We start from the raw sequence: 15,601 nt of genomic DNA on the forward strand, positions 1-15,601 counted from the left end.
CAATGGCCGACGAGAACACCCCGCAGACTCCCGAGACCGAGGCCGGCGACGCCGTACTGCGCGTCGAGCCCGTCGGGCTCGAGACGGAGATGCAGCGCTCGTACCTGGACTACGCGATGTCCGTCATCGTGTCCCGCGCGCTGCCCGACGTCCGGGACGGCCTCAAGCCCGTCCACCGGCGCGTGCTGTACGCGATGTACGACGGCGGCTACCGCCCCGAGCGCGGCTTCTACAAGTGCGCGCGCGTGGTCGGCGACGTCATGGGCAACTACCACCCGCACGGCGACAGTTCGATCTACGACGCCCTGGTGCGCCTCGCCCAGCCGTGGTCGATGCGGATGCCGCTGGTGGACTCCAACGGCAACTTCGGCTCCCCGGGCAACGACCCGGCGGCCGCCATGCGCTACACCGAGTGCAAGATGGCGCCGCTGTCGATGGAGATGGTCCGCGACATCGACGAGGAGACCGTCGACTTCACGGACAACTACGACGGCCGCTCCCAGGAGCCGACCGTCCTGCCCTCCCGGTTCCCGAACCTGCTGATCAACGGCTCGGCAGGCATCGCGGTCGGCATGGCGACCAACATCCCGCCGCACAACCTGCGCGAGGTCGCGGCCGGCGCCCAGTGGTACCTGGAGAACCCGGAGGCCTCGCACGAGGAGCTGCTCGACGCCCTCATCGAGCGCATCAAGGGCCCGGACTTCCCGACCGGCGCGCTGGTGGTGGGCCGCAAGGGCATCGAGGAGGCGTACCGCACCGGGCGCGGTTCGATCACGATGCGCGCGGTGGTCGAGGTCGAGGAGATCCAGGGCCGTCAGTGCCTGGTCGTCACCGAACTGCCGTACCAGGTCAACCCGGACAACCTGGCGCAGAAGATCGCCGACCTGGTGAAGGACGGCAAGATCGGCGGCATCGCGGACGTCCGTGACGAGACCTCGTCGCGCACGGGCCAGCGGCTCGTCATCGTCCTCAAGCGGGACGCGGTCGCCAAGGTCGTGCTGAACAACCTGTACAAGCACACCGACCTCCAGACGAACTTCGGCGCGAACATGCTGGCGCTGGTCGACGGCGTCCCGCGCACCCTCTCGCTGGACGCGTTCATCCGGCACTGGGTGACGCACCAGATCGAGGTCGTCGTCCGCCGCACCCGCTTCCGGCTGCGCAAGGCCGAGGAGCGCGCGCACATCCTTCGCGGTCTGCTGAAGGCGCTGGACGCGATCGACGAGGTCATCGCGCTGATCCGGCGCAGCGAGACCGTCGAGGTCGCGCGCACGGGCCTGATGGGCCTGCTGGAGATCGACGAGATCCAGGCCAACGCGATCCTGGAGATGCAGCTGCGGCGCCTCGCAGCCCTGGAGCGGCAGAAGATCGTCCAGGAGCACGACGAACTCCAGGCGAAGATCACCGAGTACAACGAGATCCTGGCCTCGCCGGTCCGCCAGCGCGGGATCGTCAGCGAGGAACTGGCCGCGATCGTCGAGAAGTACGGCGACGACCGCAAGACCATGCTGGTGCCCTACGACGGCGACATGTCCATCGAGGACCTGATCGCCGAGGAGGACATCGTCGTCACCGTCTCGCGCGGCGGCTACGTCAAGCGCACGAAGACGGACGACTACCGGGCGCAGAAGCGCGGCGGCAAGGGCGTGCGCGGCACGAAGCTGAAGGAAGACGACATCGTCGACCACTTCTTCGTCTCCACCACGCACCACTGGCTGCTGTTCTTCACCAACAAGGGCCGGGTGTACCGGGCGAAGGCGTACGAGCTGCCCGAGGCCGGCCGGGACGCGCGCGGCCAGCACGTGGCCAACCTGCTCGCCTTCCAGCCGGACGAGGCGATCGCCGAGATCCTGGCCATCCGGGACTACGAGGCGGCGCCGTACCTGGTGCTCGCCACCAAGTCCGGTCTGGTCAAGAAGACGCCTCTGAAGGATTACGATTCGCCCCGCTCCGGCGGCGTGATCGCGATCAATCTGCGCGAGCGCGAGGACGGCAGCGACGACGAACTGATCGGCGCCGAGCTGGTCTCGGCCGACGACGATCTGCTTCTGATCAGCAAGAAGGCACAGTCGATCCGCTTCACCGCCACCGACGACTCGCTGCGCCCGATGGGCCGCGCCACCTCCGGTGTCAAGGGCATGAGTTTCCGCGAGGGCGATGAACTTCTGTCGATGAATGTGGTGCGACCCGGTACGTTCGTGTTCACTGCCACCGACGGCGGGTACGCGAAGCGGACCGTCGTCGACGAGTACCGCGTCCAGGGCCGCGGCGGCCTCGGCATCAAGGCCGCCAAGATCGTGGAGGACCGCGGCTCGCTCGTCGGAGCGCTGGTCGTCGAGGAGAGCGACGAGATCCTCGCGATCACGCTCTCCGGCGGTGTGATTCGTACGCGAGTCAGCGAGGTCAGGGAGACGGGCCGTGACACCATGGGCGTCCAACTGATCAACCTGGGCAAGCGCGATGCCGTGGTCGGTATCGCACGTAACGCCGAGGCCGGACGCGAGGCGGAGGAGGTCGACGGCGAGGACGTCGTCGACGAGACCGCCGAGGGTGCCGAGGCCACCGGCACGGACGAGGGTGAGGCGCCCTCGGCCGAGTAGGCACGAGGAGTGAGTCATCGTGAGCGGAGCCACGGGCGCCGGATCGGCCGGTACCTCCACGGGTACGGAATCGGACGGCGGCGGCCGTGGCTCCGCCGCGCGTGGCGGGAGCGCGAGCGACCCGCACACGACCAACCTGAAGCCGGTGAAGGACTCCGGGACTCCGGGCAGGGCTTCTTCCGGCACGTCGGCACCCCAGGGGGGAACTGTGACGGACACCCGAGGCCCGGCCCCGGTCGGCGAGCCGCAGCCTGCGTCGCCGCTCCCTCACGAGCGCACCCCGGAGCAGCCCTCGGGGCCGTACCACCCGCCGCAGGCCTACCCGGCGCAGGCGCCCGCCGGTGCGGTGCGCCGGCCGCGCACCGGGGTGCGGACGACGCCGCGCACCCGCAAGGCGCGGCTGCGGGTCGCCAAGGCCGACCCGTGGTCGGTGATGAAGGTCAGCTTCCTGCTCTCCATCGCGCTCGGCATCTGCACGATCGTCGCCTCGGCGGTGCTGTGGATGGTCATGGACGCGATGGGCGTGTTCTCGACGGTCGGCGGCACGATCTCGGAGGCGACCGGGTCGAACGAGGCGAACGGCTTCGACCTGCAGTCGTTCCTGTCCCTCCCGCACGTCCTGACGTTCACGACGATCATCGCGGTCATCGACGTGGTGCTGGCCACGGCGCTCGCGACGCTCGGCGCGTTCATCTACAACCTCTCCGCGGGCTTCGTGGGCGGCATCGAGCTGACCCTCGCCGAGGACGAGTGATCCGCCCGGCAGCACGCTTGTGACGGTCCCCCGACAACCGATTTTGGGACTGACGTGGTCGTGCGCTAATCTTCAGGAGTCAGCGCGCGGGACACACACCGCAAAGCGCGGCGGGGCTATAGCTCAGTTGGTTAGAGCGCATCCCTGATAAGGATGAGGCCACAGGTTCAAATCCTGTTAGCCCCACCAGCATGAAGGCCCCCGGTCCACTGGACCGGGGGCCTTCGGCGTTCCCGGGTGCGGTGGGGGCGCCCCGCGTGAGCGAAGGCGAACGAACGCGAACGAAAAAGACCCGACCGCTGGCGACGGGGGATGCACCAGCGATCGGGTTATGGCCAAGGGTAACAAGGTTGAGCGGATTACGGGGCCAAGTCGGCCGGGAATCAGGCAGGTTGGCCGATCATCGACCGCACGGGGGGTCGTAGGAGAGGCGCGGGAGGTACTCGTGCCACTTCTGCGGGGTCAGGACGCCCCGGGTGACGGCACAGATGTGGCTGATCGCCGCGTCGTCGTCCAGGCTCCACAGGCGGAGCGTGTCGGTGCCGCTGGAGAGCCCGAGGGCGTTGCCCCGGGCGCTGAACGACAGGAACGTGCCCGACCGGGCGTTGGGGCTCATCGACTGGCCGATGGGGGTCGCCGAGGCGGGGTGGGTGACGTTCCACAGGCGGACCGTGTTGTCGTTGCCGCCGCTGATCAGCGCATGCCCGTTCGGGCTGAACGCCAGCAGCTTGACCGCCTCGGTGTGGCCGGTGAGCGGTGCGCCCAGCTCGGTCGCCGAGGCCGGGTCGGTGACGTCCCACAGGCGGACCGTGTCGTCGTCACTGCCGCTGGCCAGAACGTGCCCGTCCGGGCTGAAGGCGATCGCGTTGACCGGACCGGAGTGCTGCGTGAGCAGGCCGAGCGCGGTCGGTCGGGCCAGGTCGGTCACGTTCCACAGGCGGACCGTGTCGTCCGCGCTGCCGGAGGCGAGGGTGCGGCCGTCGGGGCTGAAGGAGATCGCGTTGACGAAGCCGCGGTGGCCGGTCAGCGGTTCGCCGAGCGCGGTGGGGTGCGCGGGGTCGGTGATGTTCCACAGCCGGATGGTGGTGTCGTTGTAGGCGCTGGCCAGGGTGTGGCCGTCGGGGCTGAAGGAGAGCGTGAGAGGGCCCGCGAAGCGCGTCCGCAGGGCGATGGGCGGTCCGGCGGCGACGGGGTGGGACGGGTCGGTGACGTTCCACAGGTACACGGAGTGGTCGTTGGTCAGGACGGCGAGGATACGGCCGTCGGGGGAGAACCGCATCGCGCGATGGCCGCCGTCCCCCTGCATGAACGGTGCGCTCAGGCGCACCGGCCGGCTGGGCCGCGTCACGTTCCACAGCCGGAGCCTGCCGTCCCGCGCCGCCGTGGCCAGTACCTGTCCGTCCAGCCGGAACGCGCCGGTGCGGCCGATGATGTCCGAGGTCGGCAGCGACCACAGACGCACCGTGCTGTCGCCGCTGCCGGTGGCGAGGGTGCGTCCGTCGGGGCTGAACCCCAGGGCGTACATCTCGCCGCTGCTGCCCGCGAGCGGCTCCCCGACCTGGGACGGGGACGACGGATCGGTCAGGTTCCACAGGCTGGCCGTGCTGTCCGCGCTCGCGGCGGCGAGCCGGCTGCCGTCCGGGCTGAAGGCGACCGACCAGATCGGACCGGTGTGCCCGGTCAGCGGCGCGCCGAGCGAGGAGGGGCGGGCGGGGTCGGTGACGTTCCACAGGCGGACCGTGTCGTCCGCGCTGCCGGAGGCGAGGGTGTGCCCGTCGGGGCTGAACGCCACCGAGTGCACGAGGTCCGTGTGGCCTTCGAGGGCCGTGCCGTACTGCCGTGCGTGGCGCGGGTCGGACACGTCCCACAACAGGATCCTGTCGTCGTCGCCGCCCGCCGCCAGGGTGTGCCCGTCGGGGCTCCAGGCCACGCTGCGCACGGCGGCGGTGTGCCCGCGCAGGACGTCGGTCTGCCGCGGCCGGTGCGGGTCGGCCACGTCCCACAGCCGTACGGTGTGGTCCTCGCTCGCGCTGGCCAGCGTGCGGCCGTCGGGGCTGAAGGCGATCAGGTAGATGGTGCCCTTGTGCCCGGTCAGCGGCGTGCCCAGCGACACCGGGTGGGCCGGGTCGGCGACGTTCCACAGCCGGATCGTGCCGTCGTCGCCGGCGCTGGCCAGGGTCTTGCCGTCGGGGCTGAAGACCGCGCTGCTCACCCAGCTGGTGTGGCCGGTCAGCGGCTTGCCCAGGGGGCTCGGGCGGCTCCGGTCGGCCACGTTCCACAGCCGCACCGTCCGGTCGTAGCTGGCCGTGGCCAGGGTCCTGCCGTCGGGGCTGAAGGTGGTGAGGTAGACGGCGCCGGTGTGGCCGGTCAGCGGGGTGGCCAGCGGGGCGTTCACGATCGAGATCAGCCTGCTGTACGTCCCCTCGTCGCCCGGGCGCAGCCGGTGCGCGACCATGTCGAGCTGGGCGGACAGGGAGGGATCGGTGTGCTGGACCCGGTCGGCCTCGGCGAGGATCTGCTCGAAGACGGCGTCGTCCCGCTGCTGCCGGGCGATGACCGCCGACCCGCCGGCCACCAGGGCCAGCACGACGAGCGCGGCCACCGCGGCCCGGCTCAGCCACACCGAGCGCCGGCGCAGCCGGACCGAGGCGGCCAGGAACTCCACCGCGCTGCGGGTGAGGACGGTGTCACCGGCGGAGCGGGCCCAGGCGCGGGCCTGCTCCAGCCGGGAGCCCCGGTAGAGCAGCGAGCTGTCCCGGCCCGAGTCCTCCCAGGACCGGCCGTCCTCCTCCAGCCGCTGGCGCAGCAGATGGTCGTTGCGGTTGTCGTCGATCCAGTGCCGCAGCCGGGGCCAGGCGTGCAGCAGCGCCTCGTGGGTGATCTCCACGGTGTCCGCGTCCAGCGTCACCAGCCGGGCCCGCACCAGGGCCTCCAGCGACTCCTCCGTCTTGCCGGGGTCGGCCGACTCCGCCGCGAGCTGGCGCCGGGTGCCGCGCCGGCGCGTGGCCTGGGTGTCCTCGCCGAGCCGGACCAGGCGCAGCAGGAGCAGCCGGGCCGCCGTACGGGCCGCGGGGTCGAGCCCGGACCAGGCGCGCTCGGCGGTCGCCGCGACCGCGCCCTGGATCCCGCCGGCCGCCCGGTAGCCGGCCAGGGTCAGCCGTCCGGCCTTGCGGCGCTGCCAGGTGGCGAGCAGGGCGTGCGAGAGCAGCGGGAGCACGCCCGCGTCGTGCGCTCCGCGCGGGCCGTCGGCGCTCACCTCGCGCACGATCAGCTCGGTGAGCCCCGGCTCCAGCTCCAGGCCGACCGCCTTGGCCGGGCCGGTCACCGCGTCGCGCAGCTCGCCGCTGGTCAGCGGGCCGAGCACCATGTGCCGGTGCTGGAGGGCGTCGGCGAGCTCCGGATAGCCGAGGCACTGCTCGTAGAAGTCGGCCCGTATGCCGAGCACGACGACGACCGGGGCGGGGCCGTCCGCCCCGGCGGGCGAGGTGCAGACGGCGTGCAGCAGCTGGATGAAGGTACGGCGGTCCGCCTCGTCGGGGCAGAGGGTGAACGCCTCCTCGAACTGGTCGATGATGACGACCGGGCGGGGGCCCGGGGCCGGAGCGCCCGAGGGCTCGCCGTCGGGCAGCCCCTCGGCGGGCGCCTCTCCGTGTGTCTCCCGGCGTGCCCAGGCCGCGGCCGCCTCGCGTGCCGCCCGGGCGATCCGGGGCGTGTCGCAGCCGGGGGCGGCGGGGTTGCGCGTCGCCTCCCGCTCGGCCTCGCGCGCGGCGGCGGCGACCTGGCCCAGCTCGGGGACGCGGTCGACCAGCGCGCCCAGCGGATCGGCGCCCGGGACCAGCTGGAGCACGGTGCCCTCCCCCGGACCTCGTCCGGCAGAGCCCCCGTCCCGCTGCGCTCGTCCGGGCCGGCCCGCCACCGGGGCGCCGTCCCGCAGCGCGGGCACCAGACCGGCGTTGAGCAGCGACGACTTGCCCGCTCCCGAAGCACCCACGAGCATCACCAGGCCGCCGGTGCGCTCGGCGGCGTTCAGCTGCTCGACGAGCGCGCCCGTGCTGCGCTCCCGGCCGAAGAACCAGCGGGCGTCCTCCTGCCGGTACGGGGCCAGCCCTCGGTAGGGGCAGACGCCGCCGGTGACCGGCGGGGCCTGGGCCGGTGGCCGCTGGTCCTCCTCGGCGGGCGGTGCGGGCCGGTCGCCGACCGGGTCGGCCAGCGCGCGCTCCCACAGGCGCTGCCAGTGCGTGAGGTCGTACAGGCCGGTGGAGACCGGTGCGGGCCGCAGCCGGCGGGCCTCCGGGATCAGGATGTGGAGCACGGCCGCGAGGGCGGTGAACTGGGCCGGTACGTTCCTGGCCCGGCGCCAGTCGCTGATCCGCTGCGCGGACACGCGCACGGGCCGGCCGCGTTCGTCGACCCGCTGGAGCCGTACGACCGCCTCGGCGACGCTCTTGAGGGGAGGGTTTCCGGCCTCCTTGTACAGCAGCGCGAGGCGCTCGGCGAAAGCTGTGCGTGTCCCTGAGTCGGAACTCAAGGTCCCTCCCCTTTTCTTTCCCCCCGCATCTGGATGTCCGGACCGGAAAACTCACCCTATACGCCTGACCTGCGCGGAAGCACTGCACCGGACGCCGCAGCCTCCTCCCGGGGGACAACAGATGGCAGGATCCGGACCGGGTAGCGGAGCCGTCACACACCGTCCGGACAGGCCATCGGGCTGATATCCGGAGATACGGATCGGGTCGCCGAAGGATCTCGGCCAACTTCCACCGAGAGCGGGCGAGCGGGCTCCGCAGTGGCAGGGAGCGGCTGTGGAGCGTCGCGTGTTCCCGCGACCAGTCCGGCAACCGGCTTCCCGTCCACGGCCCGTGGCGAGCCGACGCGCCACGGGTCGTCAGCCCCGCACCGCTCGGCACCGGTCCCCACGAGGGGAGGGACCGGTGCCGAGCGGGCGGCGGACTCATACCGGACTCACACGGTTCGCCGTTGCGCGGACATGCTCACAGATCACCCGAATCGGGCCTGCACGTGTCGCCCGGGGCGGGGCTGCCGTGTGCGTGCGCTCCGGACGGGCATGGTTATCTGACGCTCCGTCAGATAGTGTGCGCTCCGCCGGCTGTTCCCGAAGGGGTGAGAGTCATGGAGAAACGTCCCCCGTGCCCGCCCGGTGCTCCGCGCTGGGTCGCGATGTTCCGCCCGCCCGCACAGGACTCCTGGACCGTGGGGGCCGAGTCCCCGGACCGGGGGCCCGTGCTGTACGCCGTCGCGGACATGACACGGACCGTGCGGGCGCGCGGCGAGGAGGTGACGGTCGCGCTGTGGGGGCCGGAGAACGGCGCCTGGCGCCTCTTCGACGCCCCGGCCGGCCGGGCGCCCGCCGCTCCCGCCGACGGGCCCGCGCCCGGCGCCGCCGCACCGGCCGTGCTCGCGGAACGCATGACGGACCGCCGTCACCAGGTCCTGATGGCCGGCCTGGGCAAGGCGGGCCTGCACGATCTGAGCGCCGAGGACGATGAGGCGGTCCGGGTACTGGCCGACCTGCTCGACGAGCCGACGGTGCGCCGGGTGGCCCACTGGCTCTCGGCCGCGGCCGGCCGGCCGTAGGGGGTGTCGTTCGGACCGTGCCGGCGGCGCGGGGCGCCGACTCGCTCCTCCGCCTCGCAACTGCACGCTCCCCGCGCTCGGCTTCTCCCCCACTCTCGGCTTCGGTCGAGCGGGAGGGGCCCCAGCGCGGGAGGGGCCCCACGGCCCCGCTCGGGTCGGCCGGGTTCAGGGCGCGGTCCGCGGGGCAGGGACGTCCTGGAAGCCAGCTGACGCCTGGAGGACGCATGAAGGTCTCCGTCGACCGCTCCCTGTGCTACGGCTCCGCCGAGTGCGCGTACCGGGCGCCGGACGTGTTCGCGTTCGAGGACGGGTACGGAGCCGTACGGCCCGGCCGCGCGGAGGCCGCGGACGCCCCCGAGGTCCGGGAGGCGGCCGAGCGGTGCCCCTCGCAGGCGATCAGGCTCCAGGAAGGGGCGTGACGGCGGGACTCACCGCGTCGGGCGGATAGGTCCAGCCGAGGTCCGCGAGTGCGCGGGCCCTGGCCTCCACCACCGCCGTCCGGGCCGCGCGCTCGGCGGGGTCGACGTGGGACGCCTGGCCCGTCATCTGGCCCTCCCACTTGCGGTACAGCAGGCCGACCTGCGCCGAGAACCAGCCGCGGCCGACCGCGTTCAGCGCGAGCAGCAGACCGGTGTCCTCGGACGCCGGCAGGGCCATCCAGCCGCCCAGGGCGGTCAGCAGGTCCCGGCGGACGCAGAGGGTCGCCGGGTGGACGGGCGGGCGGAAGCCGCCCCGCTTCCAGTGGTCGAGCACGACACCGCGTTCGAGCGGGCCCTCGGCCGGATCGCCGGGAAAACCCGCCGTGGAGCCGTCGGGCAGCAGGTCGAGGACCCGGGAGGTGGTCCAGGCGACGGTGCGGTCGGCCTCCAGCACGGCCAGGTCGCGGGCGAGCGCGCCCGGGGTGAGCCGGTCGTCGGCGTCCAGCACCTTCACGTACTCGCCCTCGGCGCGTGCCAGCGCGATCGTCCGGGCCGTACCGGGCCCGCCGGGACGGCCCTGACGGAAGCTCACGCGCGCGTCGTCCGGTACGTGGGGGCGGACCTCGTCCGTCGTCCCGTCCTCCTGGACCAGCCACTCCCACTCCCAGCCGGCGGGGAGCTTCTGTGCGCTCAGGGACGCGTAGGCGTCCGGCAGGAACCGGGCGGACGGGCCGTGGACAGCGGTGACAACGGTGACGCGCCGGGTCACGGCAGCACTCACCCCTTTACCTCTTCGGGAGCGTTGCCGGTCATCCTCGCAGGCGGCGCGGATGACGACAGCGCGAGACCCCCGGCCCGCCCGGCCGGGGGTTCTTCCGTCTCGACTGACTGCTTGGGGTACGCAAGTCGCCCTTGTGTCGTCGAGACGGCTGCGGTGCTGGTGCGCCGCGTCGAGCGGCGGGAGAACGGCGGGTCAGCAGTCGAGGGACGCCGACGAGGGATGGTCGGGGGCCGCGGCCGCGTTCTCCGCTTCCGTCGTGTCGAGGGGCCGGTGCCGGCAAGCCGGGGTCTTGCCGTGGGCCTCGGCCCGGATCCGTTGCTTCATCGTGGGGGGCAGTGCCCTGCCGTAGGACCAGGCCCAGTGGCTTTGCGCCGGGATCGTCGGGACGTTCTGTTCCGCGCTGTCCTTGCTCGGGGTCTCGGTGCGGGGAGCGGCCGCCGCGGTCGTGGCGGTCGCGGTGGTGACGAGTCCGAGCGCCGTGCACAGCGCGAGGAAGGCGGTGACGAAGGCGGTCCACAGCTTCATGACCTTGTTCTGGGTCATGGCCCCTCACTTTCGGGTTGGGCGATTTGCGTACTTTCCTCATGATGTGTATGAGCGACGCGAAGTGGTGGACCCCCGCCCGTGGCGCGTCGATGTTCCGATGAACACCACCCGGATGGCGGCAAGAGGGTCGGAGACTCCCAAAAGCCGGTGAGGGTGAGCGAAGAGGGAGCAAAGTAACGGACCGTGGAGGTGTGATCACCCTCCGATCGGATCGGCCCCGGACCTGGTCTATTGCGGCTCCGGGAGCGGCAGTTGAGCTCCGGCGCAGGTCACCGATCGATATCGGCCGGTGTGTATAGTCGGGCGCCAGAGGTCCCCTACGTCAAGGAAAGACGAGGTCGCGCGGTGAAGAAGCTGCTCCTGGTCGCACTGGCCGCCATCGGCGGGCTCCTCGTGTACCGCCAGATCCAGGCGGATCGCGCCGAGCAGGACCTGTGGACGGAGGCGACTGACTCCGTGCCCACGGGTTCGTGAGTGCCGAAACCAGAATCTGGACAGACCCCGGTCGCCGAAGCGGCCGGGGTTCTGCGTTTGCGGGGGCGCACGGGGTGCGGTAGGCGTTCCGTGCACCCCGTCGTGTCGTCGCACGCCGCCCGCCGGGCGATGCGGGGCGTTTCGGACGGCCGTACGCGTTCCCCGGATGGCGTGGGGCCGCGCGGGGCAGGATGGGCCACGGTCCGGTACGGCTCAGGGCGGGCCGTGGTCCGGTACGGCTAGCGACGACTGGGGAGGCCGGTACGTGCGGGGGCGAAGGCGGCGGACGGTGGGGCGGGCGGCGCTGCTGCCGGGGCTGAGCGTCGTGCTCGCCTCGTTCGCCCTGTTCGCGCCGCCCGGTGTGCCGGCGGCCGCCGCCGCGGGCGAGACGTCGTACGGCTTCGCGCCCGGCGCGCGTACGGTCGCGGGCGGCCAGGGCAGCGCGGACGCCGGCCGGCTGGAGCCCGGCGACGTCTACCGCAGCCCCCTGCCGGTCGCCGGCAGGCTCTCCTACCGGATCCGGCTGACGGCCGGCGACACGGCGTACGTCCCCGTCACCGCCGTACCTCCGGCGGACGCCACCGTCTCCAGCACCGACGGCATCAGCGTGACGGTCCAGGACGCGGCGGGCACGCAGTGCTCCTTCGCCTCCGCCCGCTTCGGCGCCGCGCTCAGTCCGCACCCGGTCACGGCACTGGGGGAGCGGGAGACGGGCAGGTCGCTGTGCCAGGGCGGCGGCACGTACTACGTGATCGTCCAGCGCCTCGGCACCGGCGGCTCCGGTACGACGACCGGTGCAATAGCCGGTACGACGGCCGGTACGACGCCCACGGCAGGTCCGGACCGGCCCTGGGACCTGGAGATCGCGCCCGCGACGGAACCGCGCACGGCGCGCGCCGAGGCCACCACCGCCCCGCGGACCTGGGACTCCGCCACCCCCGAGCCGCTCGCCGGCACCCCGCGGGAGCGGTCCGGCGGCACGGGCTTCGCCTCCGCCCGTGCGCTCGGCCAAGGCGTCTGGCGCACCGAACTGGTGCCGGGCGAGACCCGGTTCTACAAGGTGCCGCTCGACTGGGGCCGGCAACTGCACGCCTCCGCCGAACTGGGCGCCGCCGCGGGCCAGGGCTATGTCGGCGGCGCCCTGGACCTCTCCCTCCACAACCCGGTGCGCGGCACCGTCGAGGACACCGCCCTCGGCTACACCGGCACCGCCCGGCCCGCCGTCCTCGCCCCGGTCCCGCCCGTGGAGTACGCCAACCGCTACGCCGTCCCGGCCGCGGTGACCTCCGTCCGCTTCGCCGGGGACTACTACCTGGTGCTGCACCTCAGCGAGCGGCTGAGCGGCACCTTCGGGCGGGGGCCGTTCGCCGTGACCCTGCGGGTCCAGGTGTCCGGTCAGGCGCACGCGGGCCCGCAGTACGCCGGCCGGCCCGTGCCGGGGGACGTCTTCACGGTCACGGGACAGGACCGGGCGGCCGCGCCCACCGGGGCCACCGCGCCCACCGGGGCCACCGGGGGCGCGGGCGGCGGGGGCGGTGATCCCGTGCTGAAGCTGGTCGCGGCCGGCGGGATCGGCACGGGGACCCTGCTGCTCGCGGTGCTCGGCGGGTGGACGCTGGCGGCCCGCCGCACTCAGACGCGGGCCAGCGCCCAGAAACCCACCGCGTAACAGGCCAGCGCCAGCAGCAGGATCGGTACCGCCACCCTGGCCGACGGCCCGTGCCGCGGCCGGCTGCGCAGCGCCCGGCGCCCACGACGACCGTGCGCGGGGGCGGAGGCGGAGGCCGGGGCGGGCACCGGGGGAGCCGGGTCCCGGGCGGTGTACGACGCGGTGACCGACGGATCGATGGCGTACGGCTCCGGGTCCGGGGCCGGGTTCCCGTACGGATAGGGGTGCGGGTACGGCTGCGGGGTGGGGGACTCGGGCCGGACCTGCGCAGGAAGGGGCGGGGGCGGGGCTGCCGGAGCGTGCGGGGAAGCGGCGTACGGCTCGGGGGCCGGGGTGTACGGCTGGGGAGCGGGGGTCTTCGGGGTTTCCGGGATATCAGGGGCCTCAGGGGTCCCGCGGGTCTCCTGGGGCGGGGGCAGCCGGAAGCTCCCGGTGTCCGACAGGGAGCCGGTGTCCGCGGACGGACCGGCGGCGCCGGCGCCGGTGTCGGTGTCGGTGTCCTGGGCCGGTTCGACGGCCACTCCGGAGGCCCTGGTGAGGGGGCCGTCGGGGCCGAACCCGGGGGGCAGCGGGCCGAGTTGGTCGAAGATCTCGATCAACTCGTCGTCGAGGTCCGGCTCCGGCAGGAGTTCGGTGGCCGCGGCGAGCGCCTTGCGAGCCCCCGTGGCGGTGCGGAAGCGCGTGGCCGGGTCGGGCTGGAGCAGGCCCGCGACGACCTGCCAGAGCGGTTCGGGTACGCCCTTGGGAGGTCCCGGCGTCCCGTGCTCGGTGAAGTACCGCACGAGCGCCTTGGCGTCCGGCTTGGCGCCTTCGAGGAGGTACAGGGCGACCAGACCCACGGCGAACAGGTCGGCCGGGAAGTCGGGGTCGGCGCCGAGCAGTTGCTCGGGCGCGAGGTAACCGGGCGTGCCCACCACGAGGTTGGTCTCCGTCAGGCGGGGTTCGCCGAGCCGCATGGCGATGCCGAAGTCGGACAGCCGCAGCCGGGGCCGGCCGGTGCCGGTCGCTTCGAGGAGGAGGTTGGCCGGCTTGATGTCCCGGTGGACGACGCCTTCGCCGTGGACGGCGGCGAGACCGGACAGCAACTGGTCGAGCAGGGTGCACACATAGCCCGGCGGCAGGGGGCCGTAGTCGCCGACCAGGTGGACCAGGGAGCCGCCGGCGACCAGGTCCATGGTGAACAGCACCTTGTCGTCGTCGGCGGCCCAGCTGGCCGGGGCGAGGACATGGGGATGGTCGATCCGTAAGGCCTGCTCGCGCACGAAGCGCAGCAGGGAGTGGGCGTCGCGCTGCTGGAGCACCTTGGCCGCCACATATCGCCGTCGGCGGTGGTCCCAGGCACGCCAGACGGCGCCCACGCCGCCGCGTCCGATCGGGTCGGCCAGCTCGTACCGGCCCGCGAAGACCTCACCCATGGCAGCCCGCCGCTCCTCCCCCTGGCTCCGCGATGTCCCCCGCCCGGTGTCCCCCGCCCGGTGTTACGCCCCCACTACCCCCCTGTCGCTCCCGCTATCCCCCGCCCCGCCCGTCTCTGTGCCCGCGGCTCAGTTCTGGTGGGACTGGTAGTGGGCGACGGCGTCGGAGGTGCGGCCGGCGCCGTAGACACGGAGGAACTCGGCGAGTTCGGGGTGGGCCGGGGCGAGGCTGTCCGCGGCGTCGATGATGTCGCCGGCGGCGGCCACCGAGCGCAGCAGCGACTGGATCTCGCGGACCACCCGCTTGACCGTCGGCGCACCCGAACCGCTCGTGGTCTGGGCGGTGTTGCTGAGCACGGATCCCCCCTGCGACTTCTTGATCTCTTCCATGCGGTCGGTCGCCTCGGCGGCGCTGACGCTGCCGTCGGCGACCTGGGCCGCCAGCTCCTGCAACATCTGCACCCGCTGGACCACGGCAGGATTGCCGATCTTGGCCCGCTGGCCGCTCATCAGCTGTGACAGCATCGGAGCGGACAGGCCGAGGACCGCCGCGAGACGGGCCTGGTTGAGGCCGAGATCGTCGATGAGCTTACGGAAGAGCGCCCCCAACGGCTCTCCGTACCAGTTCCGCTGGAGCTCCCGCGCTCTCGCGGTGGCTTCCTGCTGTGCGGCGTCCATTGCGTCTCCCCATCGCTTCCCCTGAATACCGCGGTTCGCTGTAGCGAACCACGCCGAGCATCTTACGGAGCGTGGTCATGCGCGGGGACCCCCAATCTTTTTGCGGGAACCCGGGGGTGACCCGGTACTCTGGTCTGCGGCACCCGCCGGGCAGCACTGCTCCGGCCGGGCGCTGCTTTCCGGGGCCTTAGCTCAGTTGGTAGAGCGCCGTCTTTGCATGGCGGATGTCAGGGGTTCGACTCCCCTAGGCTCCACTCGGTAAGTGCCCTCTGATCTGCGAAAACGCGGTTTCGGAGGGCATTTTTCGTCCCTCGTGGCAGTCGCCCGGCGTCCGTGTCGTCAGTGGCCCGGGCGATGCGGCCGCTGCCCACCCGCGAGCCACAGGCCGGGCACCCGTCGGCCGGTGAGCCGGTGGCTGCCGCGCGGCGCCGGACAGGGGAGGCCGATGCCGGAGAGCAGGTGCCGCCCCCAGCGCGATCTCGCGGTGCTCACGGGGGCGCCGCTCCTCCTGGTGAGGCTGTTGGTCTCCTTGCGGCTGTCCGCCGAGCGCCCGTTCGCCGTCGGTATCCCGTTCGTGGTCGTCGCCTACGCCGGTGCGAACTCCCGCTGCCGGTCGCCTTGTTCCGCCGGACGGCTGGCGCCGGGTGTCTCCCGCCGTGGTTTCACGTGA

The 15,601-nt window shown here is 72.9% G+C and carries 12 protein-coding genes and 2 tRNA genes; 9 read left to right on the forward strand and 5 right to left on the reverse strand.

Annotation, left to right across the window (positions count from 1 at the left end; all coding sequences use genetic code 11):
• The first annotated feature begins 2 nt into the window (after window positions 1–2).
• The 3 genes from gyrA (at window position 3) to ACFC8N_RS10890 (ending at window position 3,543) form a co-directional block, all read left to right on the forward strand.
• Complete coding sequence (gene gyrA / locus ACFC8N_RS10880) at window positions 3–2,600, forward strand: DNA gyrase subunit A (RefSeq protein ID WP_376287929.1); 2,598 nt, start codon at window positions 3–5, stop codon at window positions 2,598–2,600.
• Between the two features lie 19 nt (window positions 2,601–2,619).
• On the forward strand, window positions 2,620–3,354 hold the full coding sequence (locus ACFC8N_RS10885) for a DUF3566 domain-containing protein (protein ID WP_356025893.1): 735 nt from the start codon (window positions 2,620–2,622) through the stop codon (window positions 3,352–3,354).
• Window positions 3,355–3,466: 112 nt separating this feature from the next.
• Window positions 3,467–3,543, forward strand: a tRNA-Ile gene (locus ACFC8N_RS10890).
• Window positions 3,544–3,754: 211 nt separating this feature from the next.
• Here ACFC8N_RS10890 and ACFC8N_RS10895 read toward each other — a convergent pair.
• Window positions 3,755–7,882 (reverse strand): hypothetical protein, encoded by a 4,128-nt coding sequence (locus tag ACFC8N_RS10895; protein ID WP_376287930.1) that lies wholly within the window; start codon window positions 7,880–7,882, stop codon window positions 3,755–3,757.
• 602 nt (window positions 7,883–8,484) lie between these two features.
• Here ACFC8N_RS10895 and ACFC8N_RS10900 point away from each other — a divergent pair.
• Both ACFC8N_RS10900 and ACFC8N_RS10905 read left to right on the forward strand, forming a co-directional pair.
• A complete protein-coding gene (locus tag ACFC8N_RS10900) occupies window positions 8,485–8,949 on the forward strand; it encodes a hypothetical protein (protein ID WP_356025897.1) in 465 nt (154 codons plus the stop codon).
• 224 nt (window positions 8,950–9,173) lie between these two features.
• Window positions 9,174–9,368, forward strand: a complete 195-nt coding sequence (locus ACFC8N_RS10905; RefSeq protein ID WP_356025900.1) for a ferredoxin — start codon at window positions 9,174–9,176, stop codon at window positions 9,366–9,368.
• Here the strand turns inward: ACFC8N_RS10905 and ACFC8N_RS10910 are convergent.
• Together ACFC8N_RS10910 and ACFC8N_RS10915 are read right to left on the reverse strand one after the other, a co-directional pair.
• Complete coding sequence (locus ACFC8N_RS10910) at window positions 9,346–10,149, reverse strand: glycosyltransferase (protein ID WP_356025902.1); 804 nt, start codon at window positions 10,147–10,149, stop codon at window positions 9,346–9,348. The genes ACFC8N_RS10905 and ACFC8N_RS10910 overlap by 23 nt on opposite strands.
• A gap of 192 nt (window positions 10,150–10,341) precedes the next feature.
• Window positions 10,342–10,692, reverse strand: coding sequence for a DUF6344 domain-containing protein (locus ACFC8N_RS10915; protein WP_356025904.1), 351 nt, complete (start codon window positions 10,690–10,692; stop codon window positions 10,342–10,344).
• A 348-nt stretch (window positions 10,693–11,040) separates the two neighbouring features.
• Here ACFC8N_RS10915 and ACFC8N_RS10920 point away from each other — a divergent pair, with 348 nt between their 5' ends.
• Together ACFC8N_RS10920 and ACFC8N_RS10925 are read left to right on the forward strand one after the other, a co-directional pair.
• The gene (locus ACFC8N_RS10920; RefSeq protein WP_003999697.1) at window positions 11,041–11,169 is read left to right on the forward strand and encodes a DLW-39 family protein; all 129 of its coding nucleotides are present in this window, start codon (window positions 11,041–11,043) and stop codon (window positions 11,167–11,169) included.
• A gap of 265 nt (window positions 11,170–11,434) precedes the next feature.
• The gene (locus ACFC8N_RS10925) at window positions 11,435–12,838 is read left to right on the forward strand and encodes a hypothetical protein (RefSeq protein WP_376287931.1); all 1,404 of its coding nucleotides are present in this window, start codon (window positions 11,435–11,437) and stop codon (window positions 12,836–12,838) included.
• Here the strand turns inward: ACFC8N_RS10925 and ACFC8N_RS10930 are convergent.
• Window positions 12,802–14,253 carry a serine/threonine-protein kinase gene (locus tag ACFC8N_RS10930; protein WP_376287932.1) on the reverse strand — a complete coding sequence of 484 codons (1,452 nt, stop codon included), beginning with the start codon at window positions 14,251–14,253 and terminating at the stop codon, window positions 12,802–12,804. The genes ACFC8N_RS10925 and ACFC8N_RS10930 overlap by 37 nt on opposite strands.
• A 129-nt stretch (window positions 14,254–14,382) precedes the next feature.
• On the reverse strand, window positions 14,383–14,931 hold the full coding sequence (locus ACFC8N_RS10935) for a DNA-binding protein (protein WP_356025911.1): 549 nt from the start codon (window positions 14,929–14,931) through the stop codon (window positions 14,383–14,385).
• 181 nt (window positions 14,932–15,112) lie between these two features.
• On the opposite strand from ACFC8N_RS10935, the gene ACFC8N_RS10940 reads away from it, so the two are divergent.
• Both ACFC8N_RS10940 and ACFC8N_RS10945 read left to right on the forward strand, forming a co-directional pair.
• Window positions 15,113–15,185: transfer RNA gene (locus tag ACFC8N_RS10940), tRNA-Ala, on the forward strand.
• 191 nt (window positions 15,186–15,376) lie between these two features.
• Complete coding sequence (locus tag ACFC8N_RS10945; protein ID WP_376287933.1) at window positions 15,377–15,601, forward strand: hypothetical protein; 225 nt, start codon at window positions 15,377–15,379, stop codon at window positions 15,599–15,601.

This window comes from Streptomyces sp. NPDC055966 (assembly GCF_042269865.1).
Taxonomy (GTDB): Bacteria; Actinomycetota; Actinomycetes; order Streptomycetales; family Streptomycetaceae; genus Streptomyces.